16 protein-coding genes are annotated in these 18691 nt (G+C 71.8%); 8 read left to right on the top strand and 8 right to left on the bottom strand.

Features of this window, described 5'->3' with window-relative positions:
- The first annotated feature begins 181 nt into the window (after window positions 1–181).
- The gene (locus tag ACFV2J_RS04975; protein ID WP_385097168.1) at window positions 182–694 is read left to right on the top strand and encodes a flavin reductase family protein; all 513 of its coding nucleotides are present in this window, start codon (window positions 182–184) and stop codon (window positions 692–694) included.
- A 130-nt stretch (window positions 695–824) separates the two neighbouring features.
- Here ACFV2J_RS04975 and ACFV2J_RS04970 read toward each other — a convergent pair whose 3' ends face one another.
- Window positions 825–1568 carry an SDR family NAD(P)-dependent oxidoreductase gene (locus ACFV2J_RS04970; protein WP_385097171.1) on the bottom strand — a complete coding sequence of 248 codons (744 nt, stop codon included), beginning with the start codon at window positions 1566–1568 and terminating at the stop codon, window positions 825–827.
- A 543-nt stretch (window positions 1569–2111) separates the two neighbouring features.
- On the opposite strand from ACFV2J_RS04970, the gene ACFV2J_RS04965 reads away from it, so the two are divergent.
- Together ACFV2J_RS04965 and ACFV2J_RS04960 are read left to right on the top strand one after the other, a co-directional pair.
- The gene (locus tag ACFV2J_RS04965; RefSeq protein ID WP_385437364.1) at window positions 2112–3044 is read left to right on the top strand and encodes a Ppx/GppA phosphatase family protein; all 933 of its coding nucleotides are present in this window, start codon (window positions 2112–2114) and stop codon (window positions 3042–3044) included.
- Between the two features lie 162 nt (window positions 3045–3206).
- Window positions 3207–5501: an FUSC family protein gene (locus ACFV2J_RS04960; protein WP_385437362.1), complete on the top strand. Its 2295-nt coding sequence runs from the start codon at window positions 3207–3209 to the stop codon at window positions 5499–5501.
- A gap of 134 nt (window positions 5502–5635) precedes the next feature.
- On the opposite strand, the gene ACFV2J_RS04955 is transcribed toward ACFV2J_RS04960, so the two are convergent.
- Complete coding sequence (locus ACFV2J_RS04955) at window positions 5636–6253, bottom strand: TetR/AcrR family transcriptional regulator (protein ID WP_385097659.1); 618 nt, start codon at window positions 6251–6253, stop codon at window positions 5636–5638.
- A 187-nt stretch (window positions 6254–6440) separates the two neighbouring features.
- On the opposite strand from ACFV2J_RS04955, the gene ACFV2J_RS04950 reads away from it, so the two are divergent.
- A complete protein-coding gene (locus tag ACFV2J_RS04950; RefSeq protein WP_385437360.1) occupies window positions 6441–7019 on the top strand; it encodes an ester cyclase in 579 nt (192 codons plus the stop codon).
- A gap of 344 nt (window positions 7020–7363) precedes the next feature.
- Here the strand turns inward: ACFV2J_RS04950 and ACFV2J_RS04945 are convergent, their stop codons facing one another.
- Window positions 7364–8272, bottom strand: a complete 909-nt coding sequence (locus tag ACFV2J_RS04945; protein WP_385437358.1) for an alpha/beta hydrolase — start codon at window positions 8270–8272, stop codon at window positions 7364–7366.
- Between the two features lie 199 nt (window positions 8273–8471).
- Here ACFV2J_RS04945 and ACFV2J_RS04940 point away from each other — a divergent pair, with 199 nt between their 5' ends.
- Window positions 8472–9344 carry a helix-turn-helix domain-containing protein gene (locus tag ACFV2J_RS04940; RefSeq protein WP_385095509.1) on the top strand — a complete coding sequence of 291 codons (873 nt, stop codon included), beginning with the start codon at window positions 8472–8474 and terminating at the stop codon, window positions 9342–9344.
- Between the two features lie 156 nt (window positions 9345–9500).
- Window positions 9501–9827, top strand: a complete 327-nt coding sequence (locus tag ACFV2J_RS04935) for an antibiotic biosynthesis monooxygenase family protein (protein ID WP_385095512.1) — start codon at window positions 9501–9503, stop codon at window positions 9825–9827.
- A 140-nt stretch (window positions 9828–9967) separates the two neighbouring features.
- Here the strand turns inward: ACFV2J_RS04935 and glpK are convergent, their stop codons facing one another.
- Window positions 9968–11482 carry a glycerol kinase GlpK gene (gene glpK, locus ACFV2J_RS04930; RefSeq protein ID WP_385095515.1) on the bottom strand — a complete coding sequence of 505 codons (1515 nt, stop codon included), beginning with the start codon at window positions 11480–11482 and terminating at the stop codon, window positions 9968–9970.
- A 49-nt stretch (window positions 11483–11531) separates the two neighbouring features.
- Complete coding sequence (locus ACFV2J_RS04925; RefSeq protein WP_385095518.1) at window positions 11532–12299, bottom strand: IclR family transcriptional regulator; 768 nt, start codon at window positions 12297–12299, stop codon at window positions 11532–11534.
- Between the two features lie 199 nt (window positions 12300–12498).
- On the opposite strand from ACFV2J_RS04925, the gene ACFV2J_RS04920 reads away from it, so the two are divergent.
- Window positions 12499–12939, top strand: a complete 441-nt coding sequence (locus ACFV2J_RS04920) for an ATP-binding protein (RefSeq protein WP_385437354.1) — start codon at window positions 12499–12501, stop codon at window positions 12937–12939.
- 155 nt (window positions 12940–13094) lie between these two features.
- Here ACFV2J_RS04920 and ACFV2J_RS04915 read toward each other — a convergent pair whose 3' ends face one another.
- From ACFV2J_RS04915 to ACFV2J_RS04905, 3 genes are all read right to left on the bottom strand, one after another.
- Window positions 13095–14387 (bottom strand): PP2C family protein-serine/threonine phosphatase, encoded by a 1293-nt coding sequence (locus ACFV2J_RS04915; RefSeq protein ID WP_385095715.1) that lies wholly within the window; start codon window positions 14385–14387, stop codon window positions 13095–13097.
- Between the two features lie 100 nt (window positions 14388–14487).
- Window positions 14488–15246 carry an IclR family transcriptional regulator gene (locus tag ACFV2J_RS04910; protein ID WP_385095712.1) on the bottom strand — a complete coding sequence of 253 codons (759 nt, stop codon included), beginning with the start codon at window positions 15244–15246 and terminating at the stop codon, window positions 14488–14490.
- A gap of 127 nt (window positions 15247–15373) precedes the next feature.
- Entirely contained in the window at window positions 15374–15784 is a 411-nt protein-coding gene (locus ACFV2J_RS04905) for a Fur family transcriptional regulator (RefSeq protein ID WP_385095709.1), read from the bottom strand.
- Between the two features lie 541 nt (window positions 15785–16325).
- Between ACFV2J_RS04905 and katG the strand changes: the two genes are divergently transcribed.
- Window positions 16326–18557, top strand: coding sequence for a catalase/peroxidase HPI (katG, locus tag ACFV2J_RS04900; protein ID WP_385437351.1), 2232 nt, complete (start codon window positions 16326–16328; stop codon window positions 18555–18557).
- Window positions 18558–18691 lie beyond the last annotated feature (134 nt).

Here is an 18691-nt window from a genome sequence, read left to right as displayed (position 1 = left end):
AACCCTCACCACATGGTGGGGGGCGCCGTGCTCTGGTTGTCGCGGGGGGGGGGCCCCCCCCCCCCCCCCCCCGGCCCGGGGGGGGGGGGGGGGGCGCCCCCCCCCGGGGGGGGGGGGGCCGCCCCGCCCGGCCTGCCGGGCGGACCGGACCCGTCACCCCGACCCGCCGAAAGGAAACGGCATGACCGCCCCCTTGCACCGCGACGCGCCGCCGCCGGTGGCTCCCGACGGCGCGGACCTTCTCCGCGACACCCTGCGCCGGCACGCGGCCGGGGTCACGGTGATCACCTTCCCCGGCCCCGTCGGCTTCACCGCCACCTCGTTCACCTCCGTCTCGCTCCGGCCGGCCCTGGTGTCCTTCTGCGTCGGCCTCGAAGCCTCCAGCACCCCGGCCGCGCGCCGCGCGGACCGGTTCGCGGTCCATGTGCTCGGCACGGCCAACACCGGTCTGGCGACCCGGTTCGCCCGCAGTGGCATCGACCGTTTCGCCGGTGTCCCCTGGTGGGCCCAGGCGGACGGGCTGCCCGTACTCGACGGTGTCACCGCGTGGCTCTCCGCGCGGATCACACTCCGGCAGACCGTCGGCGACCACCTGCTGGTGGTCGGCGAGATCGACTCGGGCGCGACCACGGCGGAGACCACGGCGCTCGTGCACCACAATGGATCGTTCGCCTCGGCACACCCCCTGGTCTGACCTTCGCCCCACAGGCGCTTCGTCGCGGGTGGCCGGCAGACGCCCGGGCCGCCGGCCACCCGGAACTCAGGCGGTCCAGGACTCAGGCCGCCCGGGAGTCAGTCGGTCCAGGACTCGTGCCGCCCGGGACTCAGGCCGCGAACCCGCCGTCCACGGCGATGGTGGCACCGGTGACGTACCGGCCCGCGTCGCCCGCGAGGTGGGCCACGGTCGCGGCGACGTCCGACGGCTGCCCGTAGTGTCCGAGCGCGGTCAGCCCCCTCTGCATGTCGGCGCCCGGACCGTCGGAGGGGTTCATGTCCGTCTCCGTCGGGCCGGGGTGGACCAGGTTGGCGGTGATACCCCGCGCGCCCAGCTCACGGGCCAGTGCTCTGGTGAGGCCGGTCAACGCGGTCTTGCTGGTCGAGTACAGGGATCCGCCGGGGAAGGCGACCCGCTCGGCCATGCAACTGCCGATGTTGATGATCCGGCCGCCTTCGGTCATGTACCGGACCGCCGCCTGCGACGCGACGAACGGCGCCCGTACGTTGATGTGCAGGACCCGGTCGACGTCCTCGAGCGACAGATCCTCGACGGGACCCAGCACCCCGATGCCCGCGTTGTTGACCACGATGTCGAGCCGTCCGAACTCCGCGGCGACCCGGTCCACCGCCTCACGCACCGCCGTCGGGTCCGCGCTGTCGGCCCGCACGCCCTCGGCCCGGCGCCCCATGGCCCTGATCCGGCCGACCACCTCCGCCGCACGGTCTGCGCTGTCCCGGTAGGTCAGCGCGACGTCGGCCCCGTCCTCGGCCAGCCTGAGCGCCACAGCCTCGCCGATCCCCCGGCTTCCGCCCGTCACGAGCGCCACCCTGCCGTCAAGCATCCCGGTCATGTCTTCGCTCAACTCTCTCTCGATTTCGCGGACTTGATGATGCTCACCCGCCGACTGCGACGAGTCCGGCGGCATTGCGACGTCGTACCCGGGGCATCACAAGGACGTACGGCACAACCGGACGGAGTTCAGGTTCCCGCGCCAGGGGCCGCGGCTCCGCGCGCGCTCCTCGTCGACGGTCGTCACCTTTACGGTCGTCACCTCGACGGCCCTCACGTCGGTGAACCATGGGCCGCCGTGCGCGCGACCGGCACCGGCGCCGTGCCATACGACGTACGCCGCCGAGAGCCCTTCACGGTCGGCCGTCGGCACGGCACCACGTCCTGACCGGGTCGGACGCCCCTCCACCCGGACCGGGTCGGCCGGGTACGAACGAGGGTCGGAGGCGGTGCACCGGATCATGGTGGGAACCGGCAGTGAGAAGATGGCCAGGTGGCGCCCGCATCCGCGTGGCGTCGCCCTCCGCTGTCCGGCCCGGTCACGGCCGCCGGGAAGCGGTCCGGCCCCGGGGGGGGAGAGCTCATGATGCGGGAAGGCAGGCGTATGCGGCAGGCAGGGGTCCTCGACGTGGGGTGCCACAGCGCGCTGCTGACGGTGGCGCGGCGGCCGAAGGGCGGGACGCTGGAACCTGTCCTCTCCCGGAAGGTGCGGCTGCGGCTCCATCAGAGCCTGGGCCCGGACGGGCGGCTGCGCGGGTCGGGGGTCAGGAGCGTCGAGCGGGCGGTGACGGAGGCCGCCTCGGCGGACCCTCAGCTGCGACTGCCCGAGGTGTTCGCCTTCGCCACGTCCGTCATCCGGGACGCGCCCAACCGCGACGAGGTCATCGACCGCGTGGCACACACCACCGGCATCCGTCTGCGGGTGCTGCCCGGCGAGGAGGAAGCGCGGCTGGCGTACGCGGCCGCCCGCAGATGGGCGGCGCCCACGGGCGGTCCCCTGCTCGTCCTCGACATCGGCGGCGGCACCCTGGAGATCGCCTCCGGTACGGCGGCGCAGCCCCGGACCGTGTTGTCGCTTCCGCTGGGGGCCCGCACGGTCACCCGTGAATGGCTCCCCGGCGGCACCGCTCCGTCCAAGCGCCGGCTGGCCGAACTGCGAGAGCATCTGCGGAATTCGCTGAGCACGCTCCCCGACCTGCCCCGGGCGGAGCCCGGCGGGCAGGTGCTGGCGTGTTCGAAGACCTTCACCCAGCTGTCCCGGCTCGCGGCCGCCGGGAAGAACCGGCCGCCCCGCACGCCGCAGCGGCTGACGCTGCCCGCGCTGCGGACGACGGTTCCGCTGCTGGCCGCCTCGACCCCGAAGCGGCGCGGCAGGCTGCCCGGGATCTCCCCGCACCGCGCCGAGCAGTCGCTGGCCGGAGCGCTGATCGCCGAAGCCCTCATGGAGACCTGTGGGGTCGACAGCGTCACCATCTGCCCCTGGTCCACCCGGGAGGGGCTTCTCCTGGAACGCCTCAGCGGCACGCGCACCGACTGACTGACGCGGGTCCTCGGGCGCACCGGCCGGTGAGGCCCCTGGCGTGACGTCGCCGTCTCCGCGTTCGCCTTCGCCTTCGCCTTCGCCTTCGCATGGCGTGCCGCCCGGGACAGCCGTCAGACTTGCTGAGGCGGACTGTCTCGGCGACGGGAGGTGCGGCGCGTGCGAAGTCCGGGCCGTCTCATCCGCGGGCGCGTCATGTCCTGGCTGCGGGCCCACGATCCCGAGCTGGCGGCCACGCGCCGCGCCGTACGGACCGCGATCGTGATGCCCGCGCTCTTCGCACTGTGCGGCCAGGTGATCGGGTCGCCCGCGACGGCGACGTACGCGGCGTTCGGTTCCTTCTCGATGCTGCTGCTCGTGGACTTCACCGGGCCCATGGTGCAGCGGCTTCAGGCGCATGCCGGGCTCGCGGTGGCCTGGGCCGTCCTCATCTCCCTGGGCACGCTCGTCGCCCACCGGATCTGGCTCGCCGTCGCCGTCATGGTCGTGATCGGCTTCGTGGTGCTCTTCGCGGGCGCCATCAGCTCCGTCCTCGCGGGTGCGTCCACCGCGTTGCTGCTGGCGTTCATCCTCCCGGTGACGTCGCCCGCTCCGCTGTCCCAGCTCCCCGACCGGCTCGCCGGTGCCGGGCTGGCGGCGGCCGCCGCTCTGCTCGCCGTCTCCCTGCTGTGGCCCCGGCCCGCCGCGGACCCGCTCAGCGCGCCCGCGGCGAAGGTCTGCCGTGCGGCGGCGGAGCAGCTGCGCGCCGACGCGTCCTGGCTGGCGGGCGGCGCCGGCACGCCGGGCATCGGCCAGTGCCGGCTCACCGCCCGGCGGGCCGCCGGCGCCGCCGCCGACCTGCGCGGCGTCTTCGACACCACGCCCTATCGGCCCACCGGCCTGTCCACCGGCTCGCGTGCCATCGTCCGCCTGGTCGACGAGTTGACCTGGCTCAGCGGCATCCTCGCCGACAGCGCGCCCCCTCTCGACGAGCGCCCGGCGTGCGAGGCCGACGCCCACGCGGTACGACGGGCCGCCGCGCGGGTCCTGGACGAGGCGGCCGGACTGCTCGACGTCCCGATGAACTCCCGGGACGCGCTGCGCTCCGCCTCGGACGACCTGGGTGCGGCCATGGCCGGTATGGAGCGCGACGCCACCGGCAGACTGAGCGGGCACCACGCGGGCACGGCGACGCCCTCCCGGGTGCATCCGGTCATCGGAGTGCTGGATCTGTCCTTCCGCGCGCAGGAACTGGGGTTCGCGACGCTTCAGATCGCGAACAACGTGGACCTGGCCGCGTCCGCCGAGCGCCGCAGCTGGCACGAACGCCTGCTCGGCCGGGAGCCCGGCACGCTCACCGAGCCGCTGGTCTCGGCGCGTGAGCGGGCCGCCGCGCACCTCCGACCGCAGTCCGTGTGGCTGCACAACAGCCTGCGGGGCGCGCTCGGTCTCGGTATCGCGGTCGCCCTCACCAACCTGACCAGCCTCCAGCACTCGTTCTGGGTCCTGCTGGGAACGCTGTCGGTGCTGCGCTCGAACGCCCTCAACACGGGCCAGAACGCGATACGCGCCGTACTGGGCACCCTCGCGGGTTCGGTCATCGGGGCCGGGCTGCTGCAACTCATCGGTCAGCACAGCACCGTGCTGTGGATCCTGCTGCCTCTCGCCGTGCTCGTCGCCGGCATCGCCCCCGCCGCGATCTCCTTCGCGGCGGGCCAGGCCGCTTTCACCGTCACCGTCGTCATCCTGTTCAACATCGGCCAGAACCCCGACTGGCACATCGTCCTGCTGCGGATCCAGGACGTGGCGGTCGGCTGCGCCGTGAGCGTGCTGATGGCCCTGTTCCTCTGGCCGCGCGGTGCCACGGCCGCCGTCGACCGCGCCCTCGCCGAGGCGTACACGGACAGCGCCCGCTATCTGGCCGGAACGGTGGCGTACGCCGTGGGCAGGTGCGGTTCCGGCCCCGCGCCCGCGGCCGGCCCTCCGCTCGACGAAGGCCGTGCGGCGGCGGCCGCCGCACGGCGGCTCGACGACGCCTTCCGCAGCTACCTCGCCGAACGCGGCGCCAAACCGGTCCCCCTCGCCGACATGACCACGCTGGTCACCGGCATCGTCGGACTGCGCCTCGCCGGGGACGCCGTGCTGGAACTGTGGCAGCGCGCCGACGAAGCGGACACCGGCACCGACCGGGCCGAGGCACGACTGGTGATCCTGAACGCCTCCGGCCATGTGACCGGCTGGTACCGGGACCTGGCCGCCGCCTTGGGCGGGGCCGCTCCCGTCCCGGAGCCGCTGCCCCGCAACCCCACGGCCGAGGGACGGCTCGTCGAGTCCCTGCGCCGCGACCTGACCGACGACCGGGGGCGGCCCTCCGCGACCGCGGTCCGCATCGTCTGGACCGCCGACCACATCGATGTGGCCCGCCGGCTCCAGCCGAGTCTTGCCGCCGCGGCGGGCCCGCACCGTACGTCCTGACCGGCGCCCCGCTCGCCCCACGAGGCGGTCGCCCCATGAGGCGGTCGCCCCATGAGGCGGTCGCCCCACGAGGGTCGTCCGCGGCGGCGTCCGAACCCCGCGCCCGGGCCGGGCGGCGGCGGACACGCGGCGGCTCAGCCCGAGCACAGGGTGGCGACCGCGGTACGGCGCAGCGCGTCCTCGGCCCGGTCCCAGGTCCAGCCGTTCTCGACCACCAGCGTGCGCCAGCCGGTCGGGCCGAACCAGAACCACAGGAGATCGGCCGTCTCGTCCACCGGGCCGGGAGGCGGCGGGGTCAGGGTGTGCAGATGGCGGGCGGCGGTGCGCAGCGCGAGCCGGTAGTCCGCGGTGGCGCGCTCCCACAGCGCCTCGCCGTTCTCGTGGACGGGCAACGCCTTGCGGATCGCCTCGTGCACCGTGAACTGCTCCTCGTTGCCCAGGCGCGTGCCGCGCGCCAGCGCCTCCAGCACCGCTTCGGGTGTCCGCAGGGCGACCACCTGCCGCATGGCCTGTTCGTAGCCGGAGTCGACCACGCCCTGGTCGACGATCCGGTCCAGGATGTCGCTCTTGCTGCCGGCACTCGCGAAGACCGTCTTCGCGGCGACACCGGCCGCCGCCGCGATGTCCGCGACGGTCACCCGCCCGTATCCGCGTCCGGCGAACAGTTCGGCGGCGCGCTGCAGGATCAGCGCGCGCGTCCGCGCGGCGGCCTGTTCCCGCAAGGGAGAGACATAGGGGCGTTTGGAGGGCATCCGGACATCCTAGTCAGCGTCAGTACACGGTTTCCCTATTCATTAGGTGCGTTGTAACCTCAATAACCGCCCGGCGGGCACCCCTGGCGTGGAACACGCGCCGTCTCCGTCCACGGGCCGACTGACGTCGCCGCACAGATCGCACAGATCGCACAGCCGGTGAGAACCGGCGAAAGGTACGGACGCAATGGGCATGGACACCACGGGCCTGGCCCACGGGCTCTTCCGCATCCTCGAGACCGGGGATCCGGCGCTGGCCGCCGAGGTGGTGGGCGAGGACTTCCACAACCGTGAAGCGGCCGTGGCACCGGCCGCCTGCTCGGTCCCGGGACCGGCGGGGGTCCTCGCCTCGAGCGCGTGGATGCGGTCCGCCTTCAGCGACCTGCGCTTCCCCGTCCTCGGCATCGCCGGGAACGACGAGCAGGTCTGGGTACGGCTGCGGATGCAGGGCCGGCACACCGGACCGTTCGTCCGTTTCCGCGACGGCGCCCTCGACCAGGCGATACCTCCCACCGGGCGCGAGATCGACTTCGAACAGATCCACGTGCTCGACCTGCGGGACGGCAAGGTCGTCGGACACGAAGCGGTACGGGACGACATCACCATGCTCGGGCAGCTCGGCGTGTTCCCCCCGGCCCCGGCCACCGCCCTGCGCATGGTCGCCTGGAAGGTGACCGGACGCGCCGCCCGCGCGGCCACCGACATCACCGCGCGGGCGTCCGCGGCGGCGGCCCGGCAGCCGGGCCAGCCGGCGGAGAGCCGCTGAGCCGGAGGCCGCGCGGCCGGCCGGGCCGCGGGCGGAACCGGTCGGCCGGAGGAGCCGGTAGGCGCCATTGGTCGACCGGAGAGGCGGGCAGAGGGCGCCACCGCTCGACGGGAGCGGCAGCCGGAGGGAAATCGGAGGAAGCCGGGGAACACCACCGGTGACCCGGAGGAGCGGCCGGTGCCGGTCCCCGGGAACTCCGACTCGGTGCGCACGGCCACCCGCATCCGTCCGCTCACCTCGGCGGGCGCGGCTCATCGCACCGCTCGCCCGGGGACCCGCGGGCCGGTGACCACGCAGGCAGATCCCCACCGAATGGTGTCCGCCGGTTCCCCCGGAGCGTCGGCTCAGGCGGACGCCAGGTGCTCCCCGAAGAAGCGGGCCAGCTTCGCCACGGCGGCCGGCACGTACGCGTCCTGGTCGTAGAGGTCGATGTGCGTGGCGCCCTCGACCCAGAAGAGCTCCTTCGGCTCCCGCGCCCTCTCGACGGCCTCACGGCTGAAGTACGCGGTGTCCGCCTCGGCTCCGGCGATCATCAACAGCGGCCGGGGCGCGATGAGGTGGATGAGGTCGAAGGAGGAGTACTGCGCGATCTGGTCCACGCTGCGGAACAGATACCGGTTGGCCGAGTTCGGGTGCTGGGCGCGCGGAGTGCGGTAGTAGTCGGTTCCCTCCCGGTACAACGTGGGCGCGCCCTCGGCCTCTTGGGGCGTCTCGGGCACCACGGGGTCGTACCGGAAGACGCCGCTCGCCGCTTCGGCGGTACGGGCCCGGGCCGAGGCGTCCAGCAGGTCGGCCAGCACCTGGGGGTCCTGCCCGCCGCCGAGTCCTTCGCGGAAGAGGGCGCCGATGTCCGCGGCGCTGACGGTGGCCACCGCCCTGATCCGGTGATCGGTCGTCGCCGCGAAGGGGACGTAGCCGCCGGAGGCACAGATCCCCAGCGCGCCGATGCGCTCCGGGTCGACCTGCTCGCACGTGCTCAGATAGGTCACTGCGCTCCTGATGTCCTCCGCCCGGGCGAACGGGTTCTCCAGGCCCCGCGGCTCTCCTTCGCTGTCGCCCTGGTGGGCGGTGTCGAAGGCCAGCGTGACGAAGCCTTCCGCGGCGAGCTTCCGCGCGTACAGACCGGCCGTCTGCTCCTTCACCCCGCCGAAGGGATGCGAGGTGACCACGGCGGGCCGCCGGTCCCCCTCGGCGTGATCCTCCGGGAGGAAAAGATTGCCGGAGAGGGAAAGTCCATTGCTCTTGAATGTCACAGCGATAGGCTGCATTCCGAAATTTCTCCTTGTTCTCCGACGCGTGGCGTCATACCCGCGTCAGGTCCTCGTGCTTTTCGTCGTCCACACTCACACCTCACGCAGGACGGAACAAGGGTGATTCCTTTCCGGGGAATTCCTCTTCCTGGGTAGGATTCTTCCCCCTCACAGAACACCGGTCACCTGGGACACTGGGCCCATGGGTACCGCAGACGCACAGCGCAACGAGCTCGGTGAGTTCCTCAAGGCCCGGCGCGCCGAGCTCACCCCCGCCCAGGTGGGTCTCCCGGACTTCGGAACGCCGCGGCGGGTGCCGGGGCTGCGCCGGGAGGAGGTGGCCCAGCTGGCGGCGATCAGCGCCGACTACTACACCCGCCTGGAACAGGGCCGGTTCCAGGCCTCCGCGCCCGTACTGACCGCGCTGGCACGCGCTCTGCGGCTGGACGAGGACCAGACCGCCTACGTGCGCGGACTGGCCGCCAAGGTCAGGGGCCGGGCTCCGCGACAGGCCGCCCAGCGTGTCCGCCCGCAGGTGCAGCGCGTGCTCGACCGGCTCACCGACGCCCCGGCCATGGTCCTGGGACGCCATATGGACATTCTCGCCTGGAATTCACTCGCCGCCGCCCTCATCACGGATTTCACCGCTCTACCGCGACCGGAACGCAATTATCTGCGACTGGCTTTCGTCGACCCGGACGTCCGCCGCCTCTTCACCGACTGGGAGACTACGGCCCGCACCTGTGTGGCCTATCTCAGAATGGACGCCGCGCAATACCCGGACGATCCCCGACTGGCCGCCCTGGTCGGCGAGCTCTCGGTCAAGGACCCTGACTTCCGGAAATGGTGGGCCGCGCACGATGTCGCGCACAAGACCTGCGGCACCAAGACGCTGGTCCACCCCGTCGTCGGAACCCTCACCGTCGACTGGGAGATGCTCGGCTGCGCCAGCGACCAGGACCAGCAGCTCATGGTGATGACCGCGGCCACCGGGTCCGACTCCCACGAGGCACTCCACTTCCTCGCGTCCTGGTCGGGCCCCGCGCCGTCCCGCAGGGAGAACCAGACGAGTTGACGGGCGGGCGCCCCGAGTTGCCACCCCGACGCCCCCGCCACCCTGCCGCCCCCGCCACCCTGTCGACCGCCACGTCGGACACGGACGCACCTGACGGAACGCCAACACCGAGGTGGTGAAGGCGAAGCCGGTTTCGGAATGCGGCAGGATGAGGCCATGAGCGTAGTCAAGATCAACGTACTGACCGTCCCCGCCGAGCAGCGGGAAACCCTGGAGAAGCGCTTCGCCTCCCGTGCCCACGCCGTGGAGAACTCCGACGGCTTCGAGTGGTTCGAACTCCTCCGCCCGGTCGAGGGCACCGACAGCTACCTCGTCTACACCCGCTGGCGCGACGAGGCGTCCTTCCAGACCTGGATGGAGGGCCCCATGAAGGCCGCCCACCAGGGCGCCGGTGAGGGCGGCGAGCGCCCCAAGCCCGCGGCCGCCGGGTCCACGCTGTGGTCCTTCGACGTCGTGCAGCAGGCGGCACCGAAGTCCGCGTAGCCACAGGCCGTCGGCATACCGCGCCGCACAGCCGGCCGGCGGACGGCAGTCAGCAGTCAGCAGTCAGCAGTCAGTGAATGATGCGAGCCGGCAGTCGGCGGGTTCCGCGCCGGCTGCCGGCATCGTCCGCCCGACCGCCGTCAAGTGGACCCCGGTGGTTTGATCCACCCCAGCGACCGTTCGACGGCCCGCTGCCAGTTGTCGTACTCCGCCGCACGGCGCCCGGGGTCCATGTCCGGCAGCCACTGGCCGGCGCGGTGCCAGTTGCGGCGCAGGATTTCCAGGTCCGGCCAGTATCCGGCGGCCAGGCCCGCGGCGTAGGCGGCGCCCAGCGACACCGTCTCGGACACCATGGGCCGCACCACGGGCACGTCCAGCACGTCGGCCACGAACTGCATGAGCAGGTTGTCCGCTGTCATACCGCCGTCGACCTTGAGCTGCTTCAGGGCCACCGAGGAGTCGGCGTTCATGGCGTCGACGACCTCCCGGGTCTGCCAGCCGGTGGCCTCCAGCACGGCCCGGGCCAGATGTCCCCGGGTGATGTACGAGGTCAGACCGACGATGACCCCGCGCGCGTCACTGCGCCACCGGGGTGCGAACAGACCGGAGAAGGCGGGGACGATGTAGCAGCCGCCGTTGTCCTCGACCGTGCGCGCGAGGGTCTCGATCTCCGGGGCGCTGTTGATCAGTCCCAGGCGGTCACGGAACCACTGGACCAGTGAGCCGGTGACCGCGATCGAACCCTCCAGCGCGTAGACCGGAGGCTCGTCCCCGATCTTGTAGGCGACGGTGGTGAGAAGTCCGTGCCGCGACCGCACGACGTCGGTACCGGTGTTGAGCAGCAGGAAGCTGCCCGTTCCGTAGGTGCACTTCGCCTCCCCCGGGGAGAAACAGGTCTGTCCGAACAGGGCGGCCTGCTGGTCGCCCAGAGCGGCCGTGATGCGGACGCCGGGGAGAAGTGCGCGTGCCTCGCCGTAGTTCTCCGCGGAGGACCGGATCTCCGGAAGCATGGGGCGGGGCACCCCGAAGAACGCGAGAAGCTCGTGGTCCCACTCCAGGGTGCGGATGTTCATGAGCATGGTGCGGCTGGCGTTCGTCGCGTCCGTGATGTGCAGGCCGCCGTCCACCCCTCCGGTGAGGTTCCAGATCAGCCAGCTCTCCATCGTGCCGAACAGCACCTCACCGTCCCTGGCGCGCCGCTCCAGCCCGTTGACGTGGTCGAAGAGCCAGCGGATCCGCAGCGCCGAGAAGTAGGTGGACGGAGGCAGACCGCAGCGCTCCAGGAAGAAGTCGTCCCCCGGGTCGTTCCTGAGGTCGTCGACGAGCGGGGCCGTGCGGGTGTCCTGCCAGACGATCGCCCTGCCCAGCGGGACGCCCGTCCGCCGGTCCCAGACCACCGTCGTCTCCCGCTGGTTCGCGAGGCCGATGGCGGCCACCTCCGCCGCGCCGACACCCTCGCCAGAAAGGGCCTCCGGGATGACACGCTGCAGATTGCGCCAGATCTCGACCGCGTCGTGCTCGACCCAGCCGGGGCGGGGGAAGTGCTGCTGGTGCTCGCGCTGGGCGACCGACACCAACCGCCCGTGGTGGTCGAACAGGATGCATCGGGTGGAGTTGGTGCCCTGATCGATGGACATTACATACCGTTCAACCATGATCGGGTTCTGCCTTCCGATGTGTCGGTGAGGCGGTGGGACGGCGGCATCACCAGCGAGCTGCCCCCAGCTCTCTGGAGACGGCTCGCGCGGCCTCCCGAAGAAGAGAGACCAGCTTCGGCCGGGGACGGCCGTGACCGTCACAGATCCTCTCGACCGGGCCGGACAGGCCGATCGCGCCGACCACCAGTCCGCCGTGCCCGCGGATCGGCGACGCGATGCCGGCTTCGCCCATGCTCATCTCCTGGACCTCGGCGCCCCAGCCGAGGTCCCGGATCTCGGCCAGCGCCCGGGTGAGCCGCTCCGGGGTGACCAGGGTGTGCCGGGTGTAGGCCTCCAGACCGGCTTCCAGGACCGGCTCGACCGTCACCGCCCCGAAGGCCAGCAGGACCTTGCCGAGCGAGGAGGCGTGCAGCGGCAGCAGCGAGCCCACGTCGAGGGTCTGGAGCGTGTCGTCCGGCCGGAACACGTGGTGGACGACGAGGACCATGCCCTCCAGGGGCGTGCCCAGACGGACCGATTCCCCACTGCGGGCGGCCAGCGCGTCGGCCCAGTTGATGGAGCGCGACCGCAGCTCGTTGATGTCGAGGTAACTGGTGCCGAGGTGCAGCAGAGCGGCTCCGAGCTGGTACTTCCCGGTCTCGGGGTCCTGTTCCACGAAGTCCACGTGCTGGAGTGTGCGCAGGATGCCGTGGGCCGTGCCCTTGGCCAGCCCGAGCGAGGCCGCCACCTCGCCCAGCCCTAGTCGGCGAGGCTCACCGGCGAGCAGACGCAAGATCGCGGCCGCCCGTTCGATCGACTGGACTGGGCCGGCCATGATCCGAGCCTATTACCGCCGCGGAGGGTCCGCTTGACGGTGCGGACAGGCCGTTCGAAACCGCATCGAATCCGGCGTTCGGTAATGCCGACCGACGTTCATTGACCCACCTCATTTCGGTCCTTAACGTGCGATGAGGCCCGGCAACGCGCTGAGGTTCCGGCCACCGGCCGACAGCGCTCACCCCGGAGGAGAAGAAATGGCGCTACAGCTCAACACGAGGCTTCGGGAGTCGAAGCTTCGAGAGGCAGTCGAGTACGTCTTTCCCCTGCCGCCCGTCGCCGGAGCCGTCTCGGCGGTCCGGCGCCGCGCCGGTACGGTCCTCACCGACTGGAACGTCTCTCCGGGGATCTTCGAGGACGCGCTGCTCGTGGTGTCCGAACTCCTCACCAACGCGATCGTGCACGCGCTGCCTCCGGCGGAGCTGCGGCTGTCCTGGATCCGGGGCAACGGATTCGACACCCTGCGGATCGAGGTGACCGACGCGGGTGCCGCGCGCGCCGCGGGGCAGGACCTCGAAGGGATCGACCCCGACGAGCACGGCCGCGGCGAGGAGATCGTCAAGGCCCTGGCGACCCGGTACGGCATACGGTTCCACCCCGGTGGAGTGACCCGGTGGGCCGATCTCGTCGCGGCGTGAACAGCACCCGTCGCACAGGAGAGCGCGTGCCTCAAGGCACGCGCTTACGCAGAACCCCCTCCCGGCGAACCGGACCCGTCACTCGACACCCACGTCCCCGGACGCCCACGAGGCCCACGGACAAGGAACGTGACCGGCGTCGTACGGATGCGCGGTCAGAAGCGCCCTGAACCCGCACCCGTCGGACGGGAGACCACCAGATCCGACACAGCCCTGTCCGACACGTGCGGACGGGACGCGAGCCGAGCGGACGCCGCCGCGTCAGAGGCGGCCGGAGCGGGCTCGACCGGACCGGTGGTGGCCGTTCGGGAAGCGGCCGGTTTGCGCAGCAGGAGCAGCGCGGCGTCATCGTGCAGTCGGCCCCCCACGTACGCCAGCAGCTCGTCATGGAGCGCGTCGAGGGTGCGCGCCGGCTCGTCGCACATGTGGCGCGCCAGCCCTTCGGCCAGCGGATAGAACTCCCGATCGTGGTTGCGGGCCTCGGTGACCCCGTCGGTGTAGAGCAGCAGCTGGTCCCCGTCGGCGAAGGGCAGCACCTGGAGGCTCGGGACCTCGCCCGACAGGGCGCGCAGCCCGAGGGGCGGGGCCGGGTGGGTGGGCTCCACCGCCACGACGCTTCCGGACGCACGCACCAGCAGCGGAGGGGCGTGGCCGCAGTTGACGACCTCCAGATGCCCCGCCTGCCCGTATCCGGCGACCACGGCCGTGACGAAGTCGTCGCCGCCGAGGTTGCGCGCCAGGCTCCGCTCGATCCTGCCGACGACGGCGAGCAGATCGGGCTCGTCGTAGGCGGCCTCACGGAAGACGCCGAGCACGAGCGCCGCGGTGCCCACGGCGGGCAGTCCCTTGCCGCGCACGTCGCCGACGATCAGCCGGACGCCGTACGGGGTGGACACCAGGGCGTAGAGGTCTCCGCCGATCCGGGCCTCCGCCGCGGCGGCGCTGTACCGGACGGCCACCCGGAAGGGGCCGACGGTCTCCGGTATCGGCGTGAGCAGTGCGTGCTGGGCGGCCTCCGCGACCGAGCGGACGGCGGCGAGGACCCGCTCGCGGCGTCCGCGCAGCGAGCTGGCCAGACCGCTCGCCAGCGTGACGGCCGTCAGCGCGGACAGCACCGCCGCCAGTTCACCGGGGGGCACACCGTCCCTGACGCCCAGCCTCGCCCCCAGTACGGCGGCGAGGAGGCCTATGCAGAGCACTCCGCGCGGCCCGTTGGTCGTGGCGGCCAGTGCGGGGGCGGCCGCGAGCAGGGAGAGCCAGATCATGCCGGCTCCGCCGACGACGTCGACGAGCACGATGACGAATACGAACAGCAGGGGCAGTACGGGTACTCCGGCGGCGAGCTGCGAGGTGGCGCGCCGCTGCGCGAACGCCCTGAAGGGCGCTGTACGACTCTTGATCGGCCGCGATGGCCTGTGGGCGCCGGCATGGTCTCGGGCCTGACTCATGTTTCGTCCGCAGTCCTCACCTGTGTGCCGGATCACGATCCCGGTATGTCCGTTTCATCCAGGAAACGCGTTCCGGCCGGGCCTCACAAGGAGACGGATTTCAGATAGTGAGCGAGAGACTTCTCGTGACGCGGTTTGCGGTCGGGATGAGCCGTGTGACGACCTCCTCCAGCCGGGAGACGCGCTCCGCCGGCAGCGAGACGCCGAGCGCGCCCAGGGTTTCCCCGCAGTAGACGGGCACGGCGACACAGACGGTGCCGAGGGCGTATTCCTCCAGGTCCGTGACGGCCGGAGCCACGGGCGAGGAGTCGAGTCGCCGGAGCAGCTCCACGGAACTCGTCACGGTCCGTGGGGTGAGGTCGGCGAGGGGGTGCCGCGAGAGGTAGTCGTTGCGGGCGCCGTCGTCCAGTTCCCGCAGGACGGACTTGCCCAGGGCGGTGGCGTGGCCGGCGTCCTCCATCCCCACCCAGAGGTCGACCCGCGGCGCCCGGGGACCGTCGACGATCTCCGCGACCCGGATCTCGCCCTCCTCGTAGAAGGTGAGGTAGGCGGGGGTCGCGAGCTCGTCCCGCAGTGCGGCGAGCGTGGGACGGATCCGGCTCAGCAGTGTCTGGCCGCGGGACGTGCTGTGCAGCGCCTGGAGCTTGTCCCCGAGGACGAAGCCGCCGTCGGCCAGCTTCCGCACGTATCCGTCGTGCACCAGCGTCCGCAGCAGGTGGTACGCGGTGGCCAGCGGCAGTCCGGTCTCACGCGCCAGCTGCTTCGCCGGAGCGCCGTTCTCGTGCGCGCTCACGGCCTCCAGCAGCCGGAAGGCTCGCTGCACGGACGCGATGAGCGTGGGGCCGTCCTGAGCACCCATAGGACCAGCGTGCGCCGAGTGCGCGGCGCGGGCAACACACCCACCCGTTCGCGGCTGCGACGACACGACGAGGTGGCGTGGCCGGCGTCGCGCGCCCGTCGCGGATCAGCGGATCACGGGCCGGCCGTCAGGCGCAGTTGGGGCACAGTCCGCGGTAGGTGACCTCGACCTCGGACACCTGGAACCCGAACCGTTCCACCGCCGGGAGGTCGGCCAGCGGGTCGCCGGTCGGGTGGACGTCCCGGATGGTGCCGCAGTGGGAGCACACCAGGTGCTGGTGGGCGTGGTGGGCGTTGGGGTCGTAGCGCTTGGCGCGGCCGTCGGTCGAGACCTCTATGACCTCACCGAGGGAGACCATCTCACCCAGGGTGTTGTAGACGGTCGCCCGGGAGATCTCGGGCAGCCGCTGCGCCGCGCGGGCGTGCACCTCGTCGGCCGTGAAGTGGACGTGGTCGCCGTCGAGGACCTCCGCGACGACACGTCGCTGGGAAGTCATCCGCCAGCCACGCGCTCGCAGTCGTTCCAGCAGGTCACTCATATCGGTTCACCTATTCAGGTTCGGCGGGATACCCGAATTTTACCAGTGAACGTCCGGGCTCCTATTGGATACGGGTTTGGCGCGCTTCTTGACTAAGACTCTGTCCATCGTAGGATCGGTTCTGGCGCTGGCCAAGGGACAGGAAGACTCCGGAACGGCATGAGACAGAGACGAGACGGGACCACCGCCGGGAAACCGCGTGGTGCCGGCCTGAGGGTGACGGCCGCCCGCGTCGTACTGCTCACGACCGTCCGGGAAGGTGACCGCCCCGGCATCCGGGGAGCCACGTCGGGGACGCGCACGTGCGGTCGCGTGGACCGCGTCTCCCCCGCGGCCGCCGGCGAGCCCCTGCCCGCCGTCCGCGTGACAAGGCCCGTTCGCATCGGAACGGTCGACGCTCCGGCGCCCCGCCCGAACCCGTACGACGATCACGGCCTCCCGCCCGTCGGGGCCGGGAGTCTTCACCCGGGGCCCAGGCCCCGGCCGTTCGCCCGCCCGCAGTACCTGAGCACCACGATCCGCCTGGTCCGGAAGGATTCCCATGTCTGAGAACCATGATGCAATCGTCGTAGACGCGAAGACGGAGGGGGAGGGTGGCTGCCCCGTCGCGCACGGACGCGCCACGCACCCGACGCAGGGCGGTGGAAACCGCCAGTGGTGGCCCGATCGCCTCAACCTGAAGATCCTCGCCAAGAACCCGGCCGTCGCCAACCCCCTCGGCGAGGAGTTCGACTACGCCGAGGCGTTCAACGGCCTCGACCTCGCCGCCGTGAAGCGGGACATCGCGGAGGTGCTGACGGACTCGCAGGACTGGTGGCCGGCCGACTTCGGCAACTACGGCCCGTTCATGATCCGGATGGCGTGGCACAGTGCGGGCACCTACCGCATCAGCGACGGCCGCGGTGGCGCCGGTGCCGGGCAGCAGCGGTTCGCACCGCTCAACAGCTGGCCGGACAACGGCAACCTCGACAAGGCCCGCCGGCTGCTGTGGCCCGTCAAGAAGAAGTACGGGCAGAACATCTCGTGGGCCGACCTCATGATCCTCACCGGCAACGTCGCCCTGGAGACGATGGGCTTCAAGACGTTCGGCTTCGCCGGCGGTCGCGCCGACGTGTGGGAGCCCGACGAGGACGTGTACTGGGGTCCCGAGACCACCTGGCTGGGCGACGAGCGTTACACCGGCGACCGAGAGCTGGAGAACCCCCTCGGCGCGGTCCAGATGGGCCTCATCTACGTCAACCCCGAGGGCCCGAACGGCACCCCGGACCCGCTCGCCGCGGCCCGCGACATCCGTGAGACGTTCCGCCGGATGGCCATGAACGACGAGGAGACCGTCGCGCTCATCGCGGGCGGCCACACCTTCGGCAAGACCCACGGCGCGGGTCCGGCGGACAGCGTCGGCGCCGACCCCGAGGCCGCCCCGCTCGAGGAGCAGGGCCTCGGCTGGAAGAACTCCTTCGGCACCGGCAAGGGTGGCGACGCGATCACCAGCGGTCTTGAGGGCATCTGGACGAACACCCCCGTCACCTGGGACAACAGCTTCTTCGAGATCCTCTTCGGCTACGAGTGGGAGCTGTTCCAGAGCCCCGCGGGCGCCAACCAGTGGCGGCCGAAGGACGGCGCCGGCGCCACCACCGTCCCCGACGCCCACGACCCGTCGAAGACCCACGCCCCAACGATGCTGACGACCGACCTGTCGCTCCGCGTGGACCCTGCCTACGAGCAGATCTCCCGCCGCTTCCTCGAGAACCCCGACGCGTTCGCCGACGCCTTCGCCCGCGCCTGGTTCAAGCTCACCCACCGTGACATGGGCCCGGTCGTGCGCTACCTCGGTCCGGAGGTCCCGTCCGAGGAACTGCTGTGGCAGGACCCCCTGCCCACGGTCACGCACGAGCTCGTCGACGCCGCGGACATCGCCTCCCTCAAGAGCCAGGTGCTCGCCTCCGACCTGTCGGTGGCCCAGCTCGTCTCCGCCGCCTGGGCGTCGGCGTCGTCCTTCCGCGGCAGCGACAAGCGCGGTGGCGCCAACGGCGGGCGCATCCGTCTCCAGCCGCAGAGCGGCTGGGAGGTCAACGACCCCGACCAGCTGGCGACGGTGCTGCGCACCCTGGAGGGAATCCAGAGCGCCTTCAACTCGGCCCAGACCGGCGGCAAGCGGGTCTCGATCGCCGACCTGGTCGTGCTGGCCGGCGGTGCCGCCGTCGAGCAGGCCGCCAAGGACGCCGGTTTCGACGTCCAGGTGCCGTTCGCCCCGGGCCGCGCGGACGCCTCCCAGGAGCAGACCGACGTGGAGGCGTTCGCTCCGCTCGAGCCGGCCGCGGACGGGTTCCGCAACTACCTGGGCAAGGGCAACCGGCTTCCGGCCGAGTACCTGCTGATCGACCGGGCGAACCTGCTCACCCTGAGCGCTCCGGAGATGACGGTCCTCGTCGGTGGTCTCCGCGTGCTCGGCGCGAACTACCAGCAGTCGTCGCTCGGCGCGTTCACCACCACCCCCGGGACGCTGACCAACGACTTCTTCACGAACCTGCTCGACCTGGGGACGACGTGGAAGGCGGTCTCCGAGGACGCGAACACGTTCGAGGGCCGCGACGCCGCCACGGGCGAGGTCAAGTGGACCGGCAGCCGCGCCGACCTCGTCTTCGGGTCGAACTCGGAGCTGCGGGCGGTCGCGGAGGTCTACGCGAGCGACGACGCGAAGGAGAAGTTCGTGAACGACTTCGTCGCGGCGTGGAGCAAGGTGATGGACCTCGACCGGTTCGACCTGGTCTGAGACCTGGCACATGGCGCCTGATGCCTGACGTCCGGGCCGGCCGGCCTCGTGCCGGCCGGCCCCGGCCCTTGCCCCGGTCCCGTGTGACCCCCCGCCCCCGGCGGTCAAGTACGGCCTCCCGGCCCCAGCGGCGG

The sequence above is a fragment of the Streptomyces sp. NPDC059668 genome, from assembly GCF_042734135.1.
In the GTDB taxonomy this organism is placed as follows: domain Bacteria; phylum Actinomycetota; class Actinomycetes; order Streptomycetales; family Streptomycetaceae; genus Streptomyces.
The sequence above is the reverse complement of the archived record's forward strand: the minus strand, read 5'-3'. Positions and strand labels throughout refer to the sequence as shown.

What these genes read in the sequence shown, in the direction of transcription:
- ACFV2J_RS04975 (WP_385097168.1), top strand. Translation starts at nt 182, where the DNA reads ATGACCGCCCCCTTGCACCGCGACGCGCCGCCGCCGGTGGCTCCCGAC.
- ACFV2J_RS04970 (WP_385097171.1), bottom strand. Translation starts at nt 1,568, where the DNA reads ATGACCGGGATGCTTGACGGCAGGGTGGCGCTCGTGACGGGCGGAAGC.
- ACFV2J_RS04965 (WP_385437364.1), top strand. Translation starts at nt 2,112, where the DNA reads ATGCGGCAGGCAGGGGTCCTCGACGTGGGGTGCCACAGCGCGCTGCTG.
- ACFV2J_RS04955 (WP_385097659.1), bottom strand. Translation starts at nt 6,253, where the DNA reads ATGCCCTCCAAACGCCCCTATGTCTCTCCCTTGCGGGAACAGGCCGCC.
- ACFV2J_RS04950 (WP_385437360.1), top strand. Translation starts at nt 6,441, where the DNA reads ATGGGCATGGACACCACGGGCCTGGCCCACGGGCTCTTCCGCATCCTC.
- ACFV2J_RS04940 (WP_385095509.1), top strand. Translation starts at nt 8,472, where the DNA reads ATGGGTACCGCAGACGCACAGCGCAACGAGCTCGGTGAGTTCCTCAAG.
- ACFV2J_RS04935 (WP_385095512.1), top strand. Translation starts at nt 9,501, where the DNA reads ATGAGCGTAGTCAAGATCAACGTACTGACCGTCCCCGCCGAGCAGCGG.
- glpK (WP_385095515.1), bottom strand. Translation starts at nt 11,482, where the DNA reads ATGGTTGAACGGTATGTAATGTCCATCGATCAGGGCACCAACTCCACC.
- ACFV2J_RS04925 (WP_385095518.1), bottom strand. Translation starts at nt 12,299, where the DNA reads ATGGCCGGCCCAGTCCAGTCGATCGAACGGGCGGCCGCGATCTTGCGT.
- ACFV2J_RS04920 (WP_385437354.1), top strand. Translation starts at nt 12,499, where the DNA reads ATGGCGCTACAGCTCAACACGAGGCTTCGGGAGTCGAAGCTTCGAGAG.
- ACFV2J_RS04915 (WP_385095715.1), bottom strand. Translation starts at nt 14,387, where the DNA reads ATGAGTCAGGCCCGAGACCATGCCGGCGCCCACAGGCCATCGCGGCCG.
- ACFV2J_RS04910 (WP_385095712.1), bottom strand. Translation starts at nt 15,246, where the DNA reads ATGGGTGCTCAGGACGGCCCCACGCTCATCGCGTCCGTGCAGCGAGCC.
- ACFV2J_RS04905 (WP_385095709.1), bottom strand. Translation starts at nt 15,784, where the DNA reads ATGAGTGACCTGCTGGAACGACTGCGAGCGCGTGGCTGGCGGATGACT.
- katG (WP_385437351.1), top strand. Translation starts at nt 16,326, where the DNA reads ATGTCTGAGAACCATGATGCAATCGTCGTAGACGCGAAGACGGAGGGG.